Source organism: Gilliamella sp. B3127 (assembly GCF_026536935.1).
Classification (GTDB): Bacteria; Pseudomonadota; Gammaproteobacteria; order Enterobacterales; family Orbaceae; genus Gilliamella; species Gilliamella apicola_E.
The window spans coordinates 62,869-80,009 of the sequence record NZ_JAFNNI010000003.1 but is presented as its reverse complement, the minus strand read 5'-3'; the positions used below and the strand labels follow the sequence as shown (position 1 = coordinate 80,009).

General features: G+C 33.0%; 18 protein-coding genes and 1 tRNA gene. 9 read left to right on the top strand and 10 right to left on the bottom strand.

Going from position 1 to position 17,141, the window contains the following annotated elements:
• Positions 1 to 26: 26 nt before the first annotated feature.
• Positions 27 to 1,313, bottom strand: coding sequence for an ATP-dependent RNA helicase RhlE (rhlE, locus tag J3U00_RS06205; protein ID WP_267331902.1), 1,287 nt, complete (start codon positions 1,311 to 1,313; stop codon positions 27 to 29).
• 452 nt (positions 1,314 to 1,765) lie between these two features.
• On the opposite strand from rhlE, the gene nikA reads away from it, so the two are divergent.
• The 6 genes from nikA to J3U00_RS06175 are packed head-to-tail and all read left to right on the top strand — an operon-like array spanning position 1,766 to position 8,055.
• Complete coding sequence (nikA, locus tag J3U00_RS06200; protein WP_267331901.1) at positions 1,766 to 3,331, top strand: nickel ABC transporter substrate-binding protein; 1,566 nt, start codon at positions 1,766 to 1,768, stop codon at positions 3,329 to 3,331.
• Between the two features lie 23 nt (positions 3,332 to 3,354).
• Positions 3,355 to 4,299, top strand: coding sequence for a nickel/cobalt ABC transporter permease (opp1B, locus tag J3U00_RS06195; protein WP_267331900.1), 945 nt, complete (start codon positions 3,355 to 3,357; stop codon positions 4,297 to 4,299).
• On the top strand, positions 4,296 to 5,126 hold the full coding sequence (opp1C, locus tag J3U00_RS06190) for a nickel/cobalt ABC transporter permease (RefSeq protein WP_267331899.1): 831 nt from the start codon (positions 4,296 to 4,298) through the stop codon (positions 5,124 to 5,126). The genes opp1B and opp1C overlap by 4 nt, the downstream gene beginning before the upstream one ends.
• Positions 5,123 to 5,965, top strand: a complete 843-nt coding sequence (locus J3U00_RS06185; RefSeq protein ID WP_267331898.1) for an ABC transporter ATP-binding protein — start codon at positions 5,123 to 5,125, stop codon at positions 5,963 to 5,965. Before opp1C ends, J3U00_RS06185 begins: the two co-directional genes overlap by 4 nt.
• Positions 5,965 to 6,738 (top strand): ABC transporter ATP-binding protein, encoded by a 774-nt coding sequence (locus tag J3U00_RS06180; RefSeq protein ID WP_267331897.1) that lies wholly within the window; start codon positions 5,965 to 5,967, stop codon positions 6,736 to 6,738. Before J3U00_RS06185 ends, J3U00_RS06180 begins: the two co-directional genes overlap by 1 nt.
• Positions 6,739 to 6,741: 3 nt before the next feature.
• On the top strand, positions 6,742 to 8,055 hold the full coding sequence (locus J3U00_RS06175) for an MATE family efflux transporter (RefSeq protein ID WP_267331896.1): 1,314 nt from the start codon (positions 6,742 to 6,744) through the stop codon (positions 8,053 to 8,055).
• 91 nt (positions 8,056 to 8,146) lie between these two features.
• Here the strand turns inward: J3U00_RS06175 and J3U00_RS06170 are convergent, their stop codons facing one another.
• The 5 genes from J3U00_RS06170 to J3U00_RS06150 form a co-directional block, all read right to left on the bottom strand.
• Positions 8,147 to 8,569 carry a hypothetical protein gene (locus J3U00_RS06170; RefSeq protein ID WP_267331895.1) on the bottom strand — a complete coding sequence of 141 codons (423 nt, stop codon included), beginning with the start codon at positions 8,567 to 8,569 and terminating at the stop codon, positions 8,147 to 8,149.
• A 195-nt stretch (positions 8,570 to 8,764) separates the two neighbouring features.
• The gene (locus J3U00_RS06165) at positions 8,765 to 8,971 is read right to left on the bottom strand and encodes a hypothetical protein (RefSeq protein ID WP_065562090.1); all 207 of its coding nucleotides are present in this window, start codon (positions 8,969 to 8,971) and stop codon (positions 8,765 to 8,767) included.
• 270 nt (positions 8,972 to 9,241) lie between these two features.
• Positions 9,242 to 10,261: an alpha/beta hydrolase gene (locus J3U00_RS06160; protein ID WP_267331894.1), complete on the bottom strand. Its 1,020-nt coding sequence runs from the start codon at positions 10,259 to 10,261 to the stop codon at positions 9,242 to 9,244.
• A gap of 42 nt (positions 10,262 to 10,303) precedes the next feature.
• On the bottom strand, positions 10,304 to 10,735 hold the full coding sequence (locus tag J3U00_RS06155; RefSeq protein WP_267331893.1) for a cupin domain-containing protein: 432 nt from the start codon (positions 10,733 to 10,735) through the stop codon (positions 10,304 to 10,306).
• 101 nt (positions 10,736 to 10,836) lie between these two features.
• Positions 10,837 to 11,457 (bottom strand): carboxymuconolactone decarboxylase family protein, encoded by a 621-nt coding sequence (locus tag J3U00_RS06150; RefSeq protein ID WP_267331892.1) that lies wholly within the window; start codon positions 11,455 to 11,457, stop codon positions 10,837 to 10,839.
• Between the two features lie 247 nt (positions 11,458 to 11,704).
• Here J3U00_RS06150 and J3U00_RS06145 point away from each other — a divergent pair, with 247 nt between their 5' ends.
• Positions 11,705 to 12,607 (top strand): AraC family transcriptional regulator, encoded by a 903-nt coding sequence (locus J3U00_RS06145; RefSeq protein WP_267331891.1) that lies wholly within the window; start codon positions 11,705 to 11,707, stop codon positions 12,605 to 12,607.
• Positions 12,608 to 13,072: 465 nt separating this feature from the next.
• Here J3U00_RS06145 and J3U00_RS06140 read toward each other — a convergent pair whose 3' ends face one another.
• Both J3U00_RS06140 and J3U00_RS06135 read right to left on the bottom strand, forming a co-directional pair.
• Positions 13,073 to 13,681 (bottom strand): hypothetical protein, encoded by a 609-nt coding sequence (locus J3U00_RS06140; RefSeq protein ID WP_267331890.1) that lies wholly within the window; start codon positions 13,679 to 13,681, stop codon positions 13,073 to 13,075.
• Positions 13,682 to 14,034: 353 nt separating this feature from the next.
• A complete protein-coding gene (locus tag J3U00_RS06135; RefSeq protein ID WP_065562095.1) occupies positions 14,035 to 14,397 on the bottom strand; it encodes a hypothetical protein in 363 nt (120 codons plus the stop codon).
• A 221-nt stretch (positions 14,398 to 14,618) separates the two neighbouring features.
• On the opposite strand from J3U00_RS06135, the gene J3U00_RS06130 reads away from it, so the two are divergent.
• Complete coding sequence (locus J3U00_RS06130) at positions 14,619 to 14,942, top strand: YnfA family protein (RefSeq protein WP_267331889.1); 324 nt, start codon at positions 14,619 to 14,621, stop codon at positions 14,940 to 14,942.
• 270 nt (positions 14,943 to 15,212) lie between these two features.
• Here J3U00_RS06130 and J3U00_RS06125 read toward each other — a convergent pair.
• Positions 15,213 to 15,289: transfer RNA gene (locus J3U00_RS06125), tRNA-Ile, on the bottom strand.
• Between the two features lie 213 nt (positions 15,290 to 15,502).
• On the opposite strand from J3U00_RS06125, the gene J3U00_RS06120 reads away from it, so the two are divergent.
• Entirely contained in the window at positions 15,503 to 15,862 is a 360-nt protein-coding gene (locus J3U00_RS06120; RefSeq protein WP_065734066.1) for a DUF4156 domain-containing protein, read from the top strand.
• A gap of 58 nt (positions 15,863 to 15,920) precedes the next feature.
• Here J3U00_RS06120 and serC read toward each other — a convergent pair whose 3' ends face one another.
• Positions 15,921 to 17,000, bottom strand: coding sequence for a 3-phosphoserine/phosphohydroxythreonine transaminase (serC, locus tag J3U00_RS06115; RefSeq protein ID WP_267331888.1), 1,080 nt, complete (start codon positions 16,998 to 17,000; stop codon positions 15,921 to 15,923).
• Between the last annotated feature and the right edge of the window lie 141 nt (positions 17,001 to 17,141).

The following is a 17,141-nucleotide window of genomic DNA, read 5'->3' as shown; positions in this document are numbered from 1 at the left end:
AATAATATCCTTCTACTTTAGAAAATTTAGTTAGTTTTAGAATATGTATGATGGCTAGATTGCTTCATACTATTCTGGTTATTTTTAGAAGTTCGAGTTTTATCAACACGTCTTCTTTTTGCTGGAGCAGGCTTGGCTTTTTTTGCTGGCTCCGCTTTAATTCGAGGATCGACTTCAAATCCTTGAGTAAAAATTTCTGGAATCGTTTTTTTAATCAATTTCTCAATTGATTTTAATTGAGCAAGCTCATCAATACAAACTAATGATATTGCCTGCCCTTGATTTTGTGCCCGTCCTGTTCGACCGATACGATGAACATAATCTTCTGCAATTTGAGGTAATTCATAATTAATAACATAAGGCAATAACTCAATATCTAAGCCTCTGGCAGCGATATCGGTAGCAACGAGGGCGCGTATTTGTCCTGACTTAAAATCAGCCAAAGCTTTAGTTCTTGCTCCTTGGCTTTTGTTACCATGAATTGCCGAGGCTTTAATGCCATCTTTAGTAAGCTGTTCGGCAAGATGATTAGCGCCGTATTTCGTTCGCGTAAAAACTAATACCTGTTGCCATTGGTTTTTACCAATTAAATAAGAAAGAAGTTCACGTTTACGGCGTTTATCAACTCGGTGGATATATTGAGTAATTTGCTCAGATGCACTATTGGTTTTGGCTACAGCGATCGATTCGGGTGAATTTAAAATTGTATTAGCTAATGACTTTATTTCATCAGAGAATGTCGCTGAAAAAAGTAAGTTTTGTCGCTTTTTAGGTAATTTAGCGATCACTCGACGAATATCATGAATAAAGCCCATGTCTAACATGCGATCCGCTTCATCAAGTACTAATATTTTTACTGTAGAGAGATCCACCGCATTTTGATGAACCAAATCTAATAGCCGACCCGGTGTTGCAATTAAGATATCCACCCCACCTCGAAGTTTCATCATTTGAGGATTGATACTTACTCCACCAAACACCACCAAAGAACGAATAGATAGATATCGGCTATAATCCCGAATATTTTCAACTATTTGCGCAGCTAATTCACGAGTGGGCGCCAAAATTAGCGCATATAAAGGACGCTTTCCTCTTTTAGGTTCTGTATTAAGTTGCTTTTCATGCAATTTTTGTAAAATAGGTAAACCAAAACCCGCTGTTTTTCCTGTACCAGTCTGAGCACTCGCCATTAAATCTTTACCTGACAAAATTACTGGAATAGCTTGTTGTTGAATGGGGGTTGGATCGGTATAGTTTTGTTCTTCAATAGCTTTTAAAATCTTGGCATCTAAGCCAAGAGAGTCAAATGACATGCAATGATTCCTAAATAAACGTGAAATAAATTATTCAAAGCTATTATAAAGCAATTCAATAATAAATGTTTGAATATTTAACGAGGCATAGAACAGACACAATTTAGCGATTTATATTGGCAATGATTTTCTCTTTTTCTTCTCTATTAAAATTCGATAGATCAATCTAAACTCAATTTTGGGGCTGCCAAACAATGCTAATTAAATGCTTAATTATATTTTTTGTTTATTCATAAAGACTTTTAAAAAGTCTTAGGCTATATTTTTAACTAATCAAGTTAACTTTATTTAGATTTAAACTTAATTAGATTTAAATCAATTAATAGAATTTGATAAAATGAATGCCATGATTTTTAAAATGTTTTTTATAAAAAACATACAGGTGATATTTATTATCATTCTCATTTATGTTACTATCTCGCTCCTAATCCCAATAAATTAATGGACTAAATATGTTTTTTAATTTCACTCGTATAAAAAATCTACTTTTAGCATTAGTTTTAGCTAGCGTTAGTATTAACTGTTTTGCTAAAGATGATATTACTTTTGCTAATTTTCGTGATATTCGTGACTTAAACCCTCATCTCTATTCCGGTGAAATGTGGGCGCAAAATATGTTGTATGAATCATTGGTTCATTATAACGAGGATGGCACTTTTTCACCTTGGCTTGCAGAAAGCTGGACTATTACTAACGAAGGTAAAACTTATACGTTCAAACTAAGAAAAGACGTGACATTTAGTGATGGCGCAAAATTTGATGCGCACAGTGCAAAACTGAATTGGGATGCCGTGTTATCAAACAAAGTTCGTCACACTTGGCTTGAAATGGTTCGCTTAATTACTGAAATCAAAGCAGTAGATGATTATACCCTACAAGTTAACCTTTCCGAACCCTATTACCCTTTTATGATTGAAATTGCCGTAACCCGACCGATGCGCTTTATTTCACCTAATTCTATGATTGATGGTGAAACTAAAAATGGCGTTAAATCTTACATTGGTACCGGCCCTTATGTATTAGGTGATCATAAGAAAGATCAATATGCAGTGTTTAACGCTAATCCAACTTATTGGGGAACTAAACCATTACTCAATAAAGTGACCATGAAAGTTATTGCTGATAACCAAAGCCGATTAATGGCACTCGAAAAAGGTGAAATCGATCTCATCTATGGTAAAAATATGGTTGATGCAGATTCATTTGAACGTTTTTCAACAATGGATAAGTTTCAGACTTTAATGTCTAAACCTGTATCTAGTCGAATTGTATTAATGAACACGACTCGTGACCAACTAAGTGATGTTAATGTCCGCCAAGCGATTGAACATATCATTAGTAAAAAAGATATTTCAGAAGGTATTTTCAATAATAGTGAAGCACCTGCTGATACTTTAATGGCAACCAATATTCCTTATGCTAATATTGGGTTAAAACCTTATGTATATGACACTAAATTAGCCGAAACGCTACTTGATAAAGCGGGTTGGGTAAAAGTTAAAGGCCAAAATTATCGTCAGAAAGATGGCAAACCTTTTGAAATCACACTTTATTATGATAGTAACACCGCTTCACAAAAAACAATTGCTCAATATATGCAAGATGAGTTTGAGCAGGTTGGATTAAAGCTTAATATTCACGGTGAAGAAGAGCAAGGTTATCGTGATCGCCAAAAAGCGGGGGATTTTGATATGGTATTTGATATCTCATGGGGTACACCATATGATCCACAATCATTTTTATCTGGTATGAAACTACCTGTTTATGGTGACTATATGGCTCAACAGGGCTTAAAAGAGAAACCGCAAATCGATGCAAGTATTAGTAAAGCATTAATTTCAACAGATGAAAAAGAGCGACAAGATCTTTTCCGTTACGTGCTTGAAACATTACATAATGAAGCGGTTTACATACCATTAACTTATGAACGAAATCGGGCTATTGCTGTTAAATCTTTAAAAGGAATTGAATTTGCGCCTTCTCAATTTGATATTCCATTTGAGAAAATGCATTTTTAGTACATAAATATTTTTGATCAATAATGTTAAATTATATTGTTAAACGTTTAACGATGATGATACCGATATTATTCGGTATCTCTTTTATCGCTTTTTTGCTTATCAATCTAGCCCCTTCCGATCCTGCTGAAGTTGCCTTACGCTTAAATGAGATAATGCCAACCCCAGATGCTATTGAAAGTATGCGTCAGGAATTAGGATTAAATAAACCTTTTTTTGAACGATATTTTACTTGGCTATATGACGTTTTACATCTTGAATTTGGGCGTTCGTTTATTCATCGTGACAGATTAGTTTGGGATGAAGTTATCCGTAGCTTAATTCCTACATTAGTTTTAGCAATGTCGTCATTTCTATTTACACTTATTGTCAGTTTAGTTTTAGGTGTGTTATGTGCAATCTTTGCTAATTCAGCATTCGATCATATTGTTCGAATTATTATTTTTTTAGGTACCGCAATGCCTAGTTATTGGTTAGGTTTGCTATTTATTTGGCTGTTTGCTACTTATTTAGATCTATTGCCAACCAACGGGTATGGAACTTGGCAGAACCTTATTTTACCGACTTTAACTTTATCGTTTGTTTACATCTCAACGTATATTCGTTTTATCCGTAATAATATGCTGGAAAATATGCATAATTATTCGATCTTTTATGCCCGTAGTCGAGGTTTGAAAGAGAGAACCATCATTCTTAAGCATGTATTAGTCAATTCACTACATACCACAATTACCGCATTAGGTATGACCATTCCACAATTAATTGCAGGGTCTTTTGTTGTCGAATATATATTTTCTTGGCCTGGCTTAGGAAGATTATGTATAGCCGCTATTATGAATCGCGACTATCCAGTAATTCAGGCTTACATATTAATTATGGCCATTTTATTTGTAGTATGTAACTTTATTGTTGATGTTATTCATCAATGGTTAGATCCACGATTACGAAGTAATGGTGGCTCTGTATGAATTTAATTAAGCAAGTAATTAGCAATAAAACCGCTTTAGTTTGTTTGTTAATCATCATTACAATAATTGTTTTAGGTATATTAGCCCCTTATATTGCACCTTTTGATCCAAATAAAGTTCGCATAGTGCGAAAATATGCCGCTATATCGAGCGAGCATTGGCTTGGTTGTGACCACCTTGGACGTGATATTTTTTCTCGGTTACTTTATGGTATCCGTTCTACCCTATTCTTATCTCTGTTAACCATGATTATCACAATAATTGTTGGTAGTATCATTGGTCTTATTTCTGGTTATCAACGAGGTAAACTTGACGAATGTATTATGCGTCTTTGTGACATCATGTTGTCATTTCCGAGCCAAGTGATGATTTTAGCTATAGTTGGTGTTTTAGGTGTGGGTATTGAAAACATTATTATTGCTAATATTGTAGTCAAATGGGCTTGGTATAGTCGAATGATCCGAAGTTCAGTAATTAAATATAGCAGAAAAAACTATATCCTTTTTTCACGAGCAATTGGTGCACCACATTCTTTTATCATTTATCGTCATTTATTGCCTAATGTCATGTCCGAAGTAGTTATATTGGCTACCTTAGACACTGGCTGGGTGATATTGAATATTTCAGCGTTATCCTTTATAGGATTAGGCGTCCAAGCGCCTACTGCCGAATGGGGACTAATGTTAAGTGAAGCAAAAAACGTAATGACTCAGCACCCTATGCAGATGGTTTATCCTGGTATAGCTATTTTAATTGTTGTAGCGGCATTTAATATGTTAGGTGATTGTTTACGAGATATCTTAGATCCTAAGGAAAAAACAGCATGAGTAGCCCATTGTTAGCAGTAAAGCAACTGACCGTTACGCTTAATAATGGTAACAAGTTACTTGATGATATATCTTTTACCGTCAATCATCATAAATGTTTAGGTATTGTTGGAGAAAGTGGCAGCGGTAAAAGTTTAACCTGCAAAGCAATCATCGGCTTATTAGAATCCTATTTTAGCGTGACAGGGCAAATCCTGTTCAAACAGGCTAATTCAACTTTAGATCTGCTAAAACAGAATGAAAAGACATTAAGACCAATTCGCGGTAGTGCTATTTCGATAATATTACAACAACCTATGATTGCTTTTGATCCGCTTTATTGTATTGGCAAACAAGTAGTTGAAACCCTTCAAGCTCATCTCACTATCAATAAAAATGATGCTATTGCTAAAACCTTATTGATGATTGAAAATATAGGGCTCGATAATGCCAAAGAGATTTATAAAAAATACCCGCATCAGTTAAGTGGTGGTATGTTACAACGCATAATGATTGGTATGGCATTAGTACTTGAACCTGAGCTTATTATTGCCGATGAACCAACAACCGCATTAGATTCAATTAGTCAGTTTTATATTTTAAAAATGCTTGAAGAGATAAAATCTAAAACGACTATGATTTTTATTTCTCACGATTTAGGTGTAATTCATCATATTGCCGATGATATTATCGTAATGAATAAAGGTAAAATTGTTGAATCTGGCAGCCGTGAGCAGATATTTTATCATCCCAAACATGAATATACTCGTTACCTGATTGATACTCGCAAGCAATTATTGAATAAATTTAATACGGTTATTTACGCTAATAATCCAAATTTAATCTCGGAGACAATTTGATGCCACCGTTATTGCAAGTTGTAAATGTAAAAAAATCGTTTTTGAAACCTGGTATATTTAGCCATAAAAAAAATACAATTATCAAAAATGTATCATTCGATTTAAAACAAGGTGAGTGTCTTGGTATTATTGGTGAAAGTGGTAGCGGAAAAAGTACATTAGGAAAGCTGATTTTAGGCCTTGAGAAACCTGACAGTGGCAAAATCTATTTTAGCGGGCAAGATATTAACAAACGTACATGGAAAAAAGCAGCTGTACGCAAAAATATCAGTGCGGTATTTCAAGATTATAACTCTTCGGTTAATCCATACTTTAATGTCGGCCAAATTATTGCTGAGCCACTTGATATTTACGAAAAGCTATCAAAAAAGGAACGTCAGCATCGTATCAATGCGTTATTAGAACAAGTTGGATTAGACCATTCTTTTTATGAACGGTTTCCTCACGAAATGAGTGGTGGTCAATTACAACGTGTCTGCATTGCCAGAGCAATAGCTTGCTCGCCTCAATTTATTTTATTTGATGAAGCGGTAAGCTCGTTGGATATTTCAGTTCAAAGCCAAATTTTAACATTACTTGCCGAACTACAAAAACAGCTAAATTTGACCAGTATCTTTATCACGCATGATTTAACTACAATTACTTATCTTTGTGATAAAGTTGCATTTTTTTATCAAGGTGAAATCGTGGAATACGTTGATAAAATAGAACAACTCAGTCAAGTTAAAAATCCTTATTCTAAACTGTTACTTGAATCAATTTTAGGTTTTTAAACAATGTCATCAACATCAAATTTGCAATATCAGTTTAAAGATTATATTAAATTAGTTATTCCATTTATTTTATCAACCATTACTACCCCTCTTCTTGGCGTGGTCGATACGGCTTTAGTCGGTCATTTACCCAATCCAGCTTTTATTGCTGGAATTGCGATAGGAACAGTAATATTTAATACTATTTATTGGTTATTTGGATTTTTAAGAGTAAGTACCACCGGTTTTGCCGCGCAAGCGTTGGATAATTGTTTGTTATTAAGATCGTCTCTTATACGGCCGCTTTTTATCGCAATCTTTTTAGGTTTGGCATTTATAATTTTTCAAAAATTGATTTTTGTTGCTTCAATGCACATCATCAAACCGAATCAAGATGTTCAACATTATGCTGATATCTATTTTTCTATATTAATTTGGGGGGCACCTTTTGTTCTGATTAATTATGTCCTAGTTGGCTGGTTAATGGGGATATCCAAAATAAAAGCCGTTCTGTTTTTACAAGTGTTTATTAATTTACTCAACATTTTGATGGCAGTAATTTTTGTTTGGTGGTTTCATTGGGACATTAAAGGCGTGGCATTAGCAACATTAGTTGCACAAATATGTTGCACTTTAGTCGGTATTTGGTTTACCTGCCGTTATTTGCCTAAAAGTGAACAAAAAGTGGATTTAAGATCTATTTTGTCATGGCAATCATTAAAAGGTGTAATTCTAGTAAACACTAATTTAATGATTCGGACTATCTGCTTATTAATTGTAACTAACCACTTTATTTCTATTGGTTCAACGTTCAATACTGAAGTTTTAGCCGCCAATGCCATTTTATTTCAAGTTCACTATATGATGGCTTATCTATTTGACGGTTTTGCTAATGCTTCCAGCGTTTTCAGTGGACGAGCTAAAGGAAATAAAAATATCCACCTTTACAATCAAACTTTACGGTGGTCACTACAAGCCTGCATTATTTGCCCAATTATCTTAATTGCAATTTGGCTAACCTTCGATACAACCATCATAAAGTTATTAACCAATCAAACTAATATCATAACGCTATCACTTCAATATCAATATTGGTTAATCATTTTTCCAATTGTTGCATCGGGTGGATTAATCTATTATGGTGTTTTTTCTGGAATCAGTTATACAACATCAATACGCGACTCAATGCTATTGGCGTTATTGGTTTGGTTTGTAGCACAATACATTGCTGTACCAATCTGGGGAAACCAGGGTTTATGGTTAGCTTATAATCTATTTAGTTTTGGTAGGTCGATATTTTTAATTATTTGGATTAAAAAATCACGAGCCTATATTTAATTAAAAATGAAAACCAAATAGAAAACGTACTGCTATTAAGCCATATTTTCAGACTCTTCAATAAGGGAGGGAATTTGCATTCATGATTCAATCATAGACAAATTTCTTTTATTGATAATGTGACAGGAATTTTTCGTTTATCACTAAATTCAAACTGAAAAATAAAGCCGATATCATATGTATTTAATACATTAAATACGTCTGGTTTATCACAAAACTGACCTTTTATTCCTAATCTAACATTTTCTATAAACTCATTTAGTGCGGTATTTTTGCTATCAGTTGGCATTTTATATTCAAAAACAACATTATTGTGATTAGCTGAAATATTTGTTATTTCATAATCTGATTTGAATTTTAAAGGAAACTTTCCTTCATCGCCTAATAAAGATTTCTTTGCACTATCAGCTAATGCTTTGGAAATCTCAGCAGCATTATCTGTTTCAGACGCATGTACATTTGAAAATATTGCAAAACACAAAAATAAAATTGCCAATTTAATCACTTGCTTCATCATCAATACCTTAATCTAAAAAATCTATATTTCCATTATTATAGTTTTAGAAATGATAACACATTTAAATTCTAACATAGTTTTATATAACTTTTTATTAAGTTGAAAGTTAATAATGTGTATATTTTCAACTATTTTAATCTTACCTTAAAACCAAAAAAGGTAACACATTGTGTTACCTTTTAAAGTCAAAAATTATTTTTTATTTGGATGAGGATCTTTAACTGAATCTCCTTGCCCACTAACTATATACCAACCATTTTTACTATGTGGTTTTTTATTATGATCCGGACAAGGGGGTAACGATTTCTTACTTTGGTTGGAATAAATATATCCACAGTCAGCACATTTATAAGTGCCAGCTGAAACATCACTACCGTATGCAGCAAATTTTTGTACCATTATAAGCTCCTCCAGTATATTTAAGATAAGCGAATGCTTATCAGTGATATTTATAAGCTCTGATTAAAAAAAAAGCAAGTATGTTTTTTAATCATAGTCGATACTATCGTTTTTAATTAAGTAATTTAATGGTTGGTTGTTTGATTTTAATTGGAATAGATATGAAAACTTAATATATTTGATGATAAAGAAAAAGTTTGCTCATGCTCAATAATCAATGATTTTTTCCCTTCCAAAAGTTTTTGGTGTTTGACTATAGAGTTAAAAAACTCATATCAAACTATCTTTAAAAAAATGTTCTAATTTATCAAAGGGAATTTTATTGGTGGTATTATCATATAAATCAGTATGCACTGCATTAGGAATAATCATTAATTCTTTATTTTTACTACCAACCATTTTAAACGCATCTTCTGAAAAGTAACGAGAATGCGCTTTTTCACCGGCGATAATTAATGTTGGGCACTCAATTTCATGGGCATGATTCAATAACGACTGATTAATAAATGAAAGTGGCATACTTAACACCCATGAACCATTCGGATTTGAATTGACAGAACGAATATGAAAACCACGTTTAGTGGTATAAAAACGAGAATAATCCGCAATAAATTGTGGTGTTTCATCTGTAATTTGATCAACGGTAATATTGTTTCTTGGATTCAACGTGGCATAACTATTTTGTGAATCGTCCCAGCGGCTATTATTCAATGACTGTTTCATTGCTAATCGTTGCGCTTCTGTCATGCTATCATTATAACCTTTAGAAATAACTCGACTCATATCGTACATGACAACGGTTGCTACCGCTTTAATTCGCGTATCAATTGATGAAGCATTTAAAGCCATACCACCCCAACCACAAATGCCAAAAATGCCAATGTGCTCCCGCTCAACGCAATCTAAAGATCCAAGATAATCGATAGCGGCACTAAAATCTTCGGTATTGATTTCAACTGATGCTTGATTACGCGGTAATCCACTACTTTCACCAGTAAAAGAAGGATCAAATGCCAAAGCAATAAATCCACGCTCTGCTAGAGTTTGCGCATAAAAACCTGATACCTGCTCTTTTACGGCGCCAAATGGTCCTGCGACAACAATAGCAGATAATTTTTCTAGGCTGTTTTTTGGGCGATATAGATCTGCGGCAAGCGTAATGCCATAACGATTTTTAAACGTGACTTTAAAATGCTCAACTTTATCACTTTGCAGAAAAATCTTATCCCAACGTTGTTCTAACTGAATTGTCTGAGGTGGAACTGTAATTTGAGAATGTATATCATTCATGTCAATCTCTCACATTGAAATTAATGTTGTAAATCTAGTTAATTAGCATAATTTTTGGAAATCTTCTTCAAATACCGCTTCACACCATTCATTATAGGTATCCTCACCCGGCACTTCGATAGCAATATGGCTAAACCATGAGTCAATCTTAGCGCCATGCCAATGTTTTACATTCGCAGGAATGGTGATAACCATACCGGGTTCTAAACTTATTGGCTTATCCCCATATTTTTGATACCAACCGCTACCAGCTATACATAATAAAATTTGCCCCCCACCTTGTGATGCATGATGAATATGCCAATTATTTCGACAGCCAGGTTCAAATGTGACATTTGCAACTAATAAGGGAGACTTTGCTGTTAATAAATTTAGATAGGATTGACCAATAAAATATTTAGCATAATTTACATTCGGCTCCCCCTGTCCAAATAAATTATGTTTTTCAAATTCAGATTGACTGATTATTTTCATAATAACTATCCTCGTCAGGAAATAATTTAAAGCTATCTGTATAATAAAACTTATTTTGTGAAACATGGCTATATTTACTATATCCATTTGGTTGTAATTTTTTATTGGCCTTTTACTGCACGGTTGAATCGTTCAAATTCGATTTCACCAATTTTTGATTTTAAAATATTCGCAATGCCATCTAATTGAGTGGGAGATACCCCGACATTTTGCGCAATTTGAACATGAGATTTAATCTGACTATCGGCACCTTGCAAGGTTGATAGTGCGGCTAATGTCGCTATCTCTCTATCTTCATAACTTAAAATATCTCGACCAAAAATATCGCCAAAAAGATGAGCTTTTAAAAATTGATCAATAGTAGGTGAAAAATCCATAATGCCACCCGTAACCGGTTTGCCTACAACTTTTGTTTGAATTTTTGTACCCAATTCTAAAGCGCTTAAATTAGTCGGTAATGGTGCCGAAGTAGAACCAACTGTGTCAGTAATGCCTTCTTTTTGACGTTCTTCTAGTAGCGCTTTAAAGGCACTCAAACCATTTAAACTTCTTGGAAAACCTACATAGGCATAAAGTTGAACTAAAATTTCTTTAATTTCATTGATGGTTAATCCTTGATTCAATCCATCAATGAAAGCTTGCTTTAAGCCAATCATATCGCCTTTAGACATAAAAGCGGAAATAGTAACAATCGATCCTTTTTTTGGTGTTAAAATATTCATAGCCTTTGCCCTTAAACAATTAGTTAATACTGCAAACTTTTGCTAACCACCCTAGATTTTGACTATTAAGTGCGACTAAAAATGATAGATAATTTATTAGATGCTGATGCGAATGTATTTCACTTCGTTTTTTATTATTATAAGATCTGCTAATAATATCCAATAGAGCTGATCCTGCCAAAAAGTTGCCTAATCCTATCAGAAATCATATGCTAATAGAGAAATTTAAATAAATAGAGAAATCTCTATGTTAAAAAAAGAAATTAAAAAAATAATGCTAAAAAGAATGCCAACTGTGGGGGATTATCCAACACAAATTAAAAACTTTGGCATTTATAGGCGTGAAGTTGGCAAAAATAAAGATATATGTTTAGAAAATTGTTTTTATCATCCTATGATTACAATGATAATACAAGGTGAAAAAAGCTCTCTGCTCGGCACCAAACTTTATCATTATAAAGAAGGTGATTATCTTATAACCTCGATTGATATTCCAACGATAAATACAATTAAAAAAGCGACGACGAAAGCCCCATTCCTTTCATTGTCACTTTTGATTGATAATAATTTAATTAAAGAGTTATTAATAGAATACCCAGAATTAAATAAACCTTCGCAACAAAGTTTTAATGGTATTATTATCTCAAAGGCGGAAGATGATTTAATCAATGCTTTTTATCGATTGCTTAAGTTGCTGGATAAACCTGAACAAATTTCGGTTTTAGCACCACTAATCATAAAAGAAATTCATTATCTACTCTTAATCGGTCCATTTGGTGAAGCGCTAATATCAATTTGTATGCCAGAAACAAGAAGTTATCGTATTGCGAATACGATAGATTGGCTAAAAGAACATTTTGGAGAGCCGATAAAAATGGAACAATTAGCCAATCAAGCGAATATGTCACTCTCTAGCTTTTATCGTCATTTTAAAAAAGTAACAAGTTTAAGCCCATTGCAGTTTCAAAAACAACTAAGATTACATGAAGGCCGGCGTTTAATGGTCAGCGAGAATATGACTGCGATTCAAGCCAGCTTAAAAGTCGGTTACGAAAGTGCAACACAATTTAATCGAGAATATAAAAACTTATTCAACCAAACACCCTTGCAAGATGTGCTAAAAATACGCAAAGGTTCTCAACGAAGATAAATTAAAGTTGAGGAGTGGTGTTTTTGATTTGGGATTAGTTGAAAATACGGCGGAAATATTAGCTGTTATCGATTTTGTTTCATTTGCTTTTAGTAACTTCAGTGGCAATTATTGTTAATTAGTTTCCTAATATTCCCCCAATTTTAAATAAGAAAAATAGAGGCTATAAACTGCCAAGAAACAGCGAACTTATTTCCTGAGGATGTTTTATTAGGCTGACTCTCGATCATAGATATGGATATAAAAACCCGTAAATTATATCGGGCGCAGTTACCACTATTCGAATGTGGTTTGAGTACTTTTTAAAAATACATATTAAAATAATAAATAAGGTCAACTAATATTAGTTTATTGAATGCCAAGAAGCTCGAAAACTGCAAAAAATCGGCTGGGGTTATTGCTGGTATTCAGGTAGGAATTCTCCTTAACCATTAGCCAACCATTTTAATTGAGCCCCTTTTCAATTTAAACTCCCAGTCTTTCAACATACTCTGAATCCAATTCAAGGACTTTAGTAAAAAATTGGTGTAGGCTGTATTCTCTTCCGGCGTATTGAATATAAGATTTGAAGTTTTCAATTTTAAATGTACGTTCATCTTTGCTTTCAAAACAGTAACCAGTGAAAAAAAGCTCGTTAGATGAATTTATTTGGACTCTATCTAATAATAATTCTTTATTGACGTTGGAATGTTTAAATGAAATCGTAAACAAGTCTGAATTCCATATTGTGGTCAAGTTATTTCTAAAATTATCAGTATCTAATTCTTGCTGTTCGTAATCAACAGAATCTTCAGAATTGGTTGAATAATTGAATGAAGTGTCTTGAGACGATGCTTTTTCTAAATTTAAATTTTTGTGCGCCTTATAATTTAAAAATTTCTTGCCTATTCCACATATTCCTCGAACTAACAAAATCAAACAACAAACAATAAATGAAATAACGGAAATACCGGCTAAAGCAACCATTGTTGGATTTGGAGGCGAATCATCATTAGGAAAAGTAATGATATAGATGGCAAAAATTATTAAACTAAAAATTAAAACCTTCTTTACGGTGATCTTATATGCTCGCATTATTTATTTCCTATCAAATCAATCTAGCTTTAAATTCATAAAACGCTTGATCGACTATTTTATTCTTTTTCCAAGTTGAACCCTCTTCCAACTTTCTCAACATTCCATCAGAAAATAGATTCATTAAGGTCTAAACGGCACTTAGTTCTAATTTCATGCTGAAACCATAAACCTTGATAATCCAATCAATCGCCCCGCTTTTTTAAAAATTGATTTTCATACATGAATTTCTGATTCACTTTTATATATAACAATAAATGAAATTTAATGACAGTATTCTATCTTAAAGTCAATTGGTTACAAATATAACCATCAATGTAATGTTTTTTATTGTGAGTACTATTATGAAACATCTACCAAGTTAATTCCTCTTTATCAGCTTTATTGTTTTCTTCATACATCATTAGTATGGTGCTATAACTACACATATCTATACCACTATTACAATAATCTTTAATTACTTGATCCATTATTTTTCTATTTGTGGCCTTAGTCGCTTTTTTAAATGCATCTAAATTCTCTTGCTCCATCATTCTCAAATTGGAAGGTTGGCACATGTCAATTTGTTCACAATAATCTTTTTTTACGTTATCCTTAATATATTCGATAACTTCTTGCTTTTGTGCATCTGAACCATCAAAGTCCATTGGATGAATAAATTTAGCTTGCGCAGCTGTCGAAAATAATATCGAAAGTAATATTGTCTTTTTCAACATAAAAATCTCCTTTTTTGACAATTAATTTTAATTAAAAATTTTCTTTGCTACCATAAATCAATCTTACATTTGATTTACTAATTCGATATTAACATAGATTAATAAATAACGCCCATGTTAAACTTTAAAAATCTATAAAAAACAAAACAGAAATAATGTTCAAACCAATCTAGTATTGTTTATACTAATCTGAAACTTATTAATGATAGCTTATTTTAATTATGATAAAAATTATCGTGTTATTTATATTTACCGCTTTAGCTGAAATTTCAGGCTGTTATTTTGTTTATATTTGGGCTAAAAAAGTGGTTTCTGCCTGGTTTCTAATACCAGCGGCATTATGCCTTATGTTATTTGCTTGGTTACTTACTTTACACCCTGAAGCTAGTGGTCGAATTTATGCAACATATGGTGGTATTTATGTAGTAGCTTCCATTATTTGGCTTAAGTTAGTCGATCATGTCAAACTATCAACTTTTGATTTAATCGGTTCCATGATTATCCTACTCGGAACCCTAGTTATTATTTTGGGTTGGAAAACATAAAATTAATTATTTAATTAAATTGATATACCCTATTCTTTTAAAAAAATAAGTTAAGTCCATTATATACCGTATTTTATAAGTAATAATTTTGTATTGTTGTAAGATTTTATATATATACTTGATTGTAAGATCCACAAAGATTACAAAGTCTATTATTCAAATTTTAGTAAACATATAAAATTGAAAAAATCAAATTACGTTGAATTTATATAATTAGATTATTTTAAGAAGATGATTATAGACAACTTGTTAACTATATAGTTTTTGAATTGGTGGCCCCTACTGGACTTGAACCAGTGACCAATCGATTATGAGTCGACTGCTCTGACCAACTGAGCTAAGGGGCCATTTGGATGTGCTACTGACTTAGTAGGGTTGCGATTATAATAGAGTTAAAATTAATTTGCTACATTTAATTAACTAAATAGGTTGATTTGGTTAATTATTAAACTGAAACCTATTATCATTTCATCATTTGTAATAAGCGATATTTTTTAGTTAATTAACCTGCTACAATGATCTAAATTATTATTACTCGTTATATTGGTTGGGGAAATATTATGTCTATCAAGAAAATTCTTTTTATTAGTGCTGCGTTATCTTCTGCATTGTTTTTAAATGGTTGTAGTAGCTCAGATTATCAAGCCACTTCAGCTGGTCGACAAGTTCAATTTATTGATACTAAACCAGCAGCAAATTGCCAGTTTATCGGTAAAGCTGAAGGTCGCCGTAGTACTTTCTTTTCTGGTCTAAAAACTCATAGTGAGTTGATTCGTGATGCAGCTAATGATTTGATGAATAAAGCTGCTGCGATGGGCGGTAATGTGATTTATAACGCACAAGATGCATCGTTACAATATGTTTCAGATATTGCTCCGACAGATGCTGTGATGACTGGTGAAGTCTTTAGTTGTAAATAAGAATGTGTAAAATAGAAAAGGGATACTACTGTATCCCTTTTTTTATTTGCCGATATAACTAACCATTTTGTTTTTCAAATTGTTTCATGAAGTCTATTAAGTAGTTGACTCCATCAATATCCATTGCATTATAAATCGAAGCCCTCATTCCACCTGCAATTCGGTGACCTTTAATTCCAATGATATTTGCTTGTGTTGCTTCACTAACAAACTTTTTATCGAGATCTTCATTTGGTGATAAGAAGGTGACATTCATGATTGATCGATTAGCAATAGCCACAGTATTACGATAAAAATCGGATTGATCGATAAATTGGTAAAGTAATTTTGCTTTAGCTTGATTTCGTTGCTGCATTGCATTTAATCCACCCAGGCTTTTAATCCATTTAAAGACTAAACCTGACATGTACCAAGCAAATGTAGGTGGTGTGTTAAACATTGAGTCATGATCCATTAAGATTTTATAATCTAACACGGAAGGTAATGCTTTTTGAGCATGTCCAATTAGATCTTCACGAACGATGACAATTGTGATTCCTGAAGGACCAATATTTTTCTGCGCACCTGCGTAAATAATGCCATAGCGACTTACGTCAATCGGTTGCGATAAAATGCAAGATGATAAATCAGCAACTACGGTTTTATCCCCAAAATTAGGTTGTTCGAATATCTCTACCCCGTCAATGGTTTCATTAGGGCAATAATGGATATAATCACTGTTATCACTTAGTTGCCATTCGGACATGGGTTTAATTGAGGTTATACCTTGATTTTCTATTGTCACATTTTGTTCAATCACATTACAGTATTTGGTTGCCTCTTTGCCTGCACATTGACTCCAATAGCCACTGTTAATGTAATCAGCATTTTTTGCCGAAATATTCATTGGCACAGCAGCAAATTGTGCCCTAGCCCCACCTTGGCAAAATAGAATTTTATAATTTTCAGGGACATTTAAAATATCACGAAGATCGTTAGTTGCTTCAATCGCACATGCATCAAAATCTTTACCGCGATGGCTTAACTCCATTACTGATACGCCGGTGTTGTGCCAATTTAATAATTCAGCTTGTACTTGTTTTAAAACATCTGCAGGAAGTTTTGCTGGGCCTGCACTAAAGTTATAACTTTTATTCATTGCAATTCACTTTCATCCATCTAAAAATTGAAAATCTATTTTTACACTCTATTGAGCGATATACAAACAGATTTTTATCAAAAAAAGTTGAGGAACGGGGTTTTTGAAGCATAAAAATACCGACAAAAGTCGGTATTTAAA

Coding starts and splice junctions, on each gene's coding strand:
- nikA (WP_267331901.1), top strand. CDS start 1,766: ATGTTTTTTAATTTCACTCGTATAAAAAATCTACTTTTAGCATTAGTT.
- rhlE (WP_267331902.1), bottom strand. CDS start 1,313: ATGTCATTTGACTCTCTTGGCTTAGATGCCAAGATTTTAAAAGCTATT.
- J3U00_RS06130 (WP_267331889.1), top strand. CDS start 14,619: ATGATAAAAATTATCGTGTTATTTATATTTACCGCTTTAGCTGAAATT.
- J3U00_RS06120 (WP_065734066.1), top strand. CDS start 15,503: ATGTCTATCAAGAAAATTCTTTTTATTAGTGCTGCGTTATCTTCTGCA.
- opp1B (WP_267331900.1), top strand. CDS start 3,355: ATGTTAAATTATATTGTTAAACGTTTAACGATGATGATACCGATATTA.
- J3U00_RS06140 (WP_267331890.1), bottom strand. CDS start 13,681: ATGCGAGCATATAAGATCACCGTAAAGAAGGTTTTAATTTTTAGTTTA.
- J3U00_RS06155 (WP_267331893.1), bottom strand. CDS start 10,735: ATGAAAATAATCAGTCAATCTGAATTTGAAAAACATAATTTATTTGGA.
- J3U00_RS06145 (WP_267331891.1), top strand. CDS start 11,705: ATGTTAAAAAAAGAAATTAAAAAAATAATGCTAAAAAGAATGCCAACT.
- J3U00_RS06180 (WP_267331897.1), top strand. CDS start 5,965: ATGCCACCGTTATTGCAAGTTGTAAATGTAAAAAAATCGTTTTTGAAA.
- J3U00_RS06170 (WP_267331895.1), bottom strand. CDS start 8,569: ATGAAGCAAGTGATTAAATTGGCAATTTTATTTTTGTGTTTTGCAATA.
- J3U00_RS06175 (WP_267331896.1), top strand. CDS start 6,742: ATGTCATCAACATCAAATTTGCAATATCAGTTTAAAGATTATATTAAA.
- J3U00_RS06185 (WP_267331898.1), top strand. CDS start 5,123: ATGAGTAGCCCATTGTTAGCAGTAAAGCAACTGACCGTTACGCTTAAT.
- serC (WP_267331888.1), bottom strand. CDS start 17,000: ATGAATAAAAGTTATAACTTTAGTGCAGGCCCAGCAAAACTTCCTGCA.
- J3U00_RS06165 (WP_065562090.1), bottom strand. CDS start 8,971: ATGGTACAAAAATTTGCTGCATACGGTAGTGATGTTTCAGCTGGCACT.
- J3U00_RS06160 (WP_267331894.1), bottom strand. CDS start 10,261: ATGAATGATATACATTCTCAAATTACAGTTCCACCTCAGACAATTCAG.
- J3U00_RS06135 (WP_065562095.1), bottom strand. CDS start 14,397: ATGTTGAAAAAGACAATATTACTTTCGATATTATTTTCGACAGCTGCG.
- J3U00_RS06150 (WP_267331892.1), bottom strand. CDS start 11,457: ATGAATATTTTAACACCAAAAAAAGGATCGATTGTTACTATTTCCGCT.
- opp1C (WP_267331899.1), top strand. CDS start 4,296: ATGAATTTAATTAAGCAAGTAATTAGCAATAAAACCGCTTTAGTTTGT.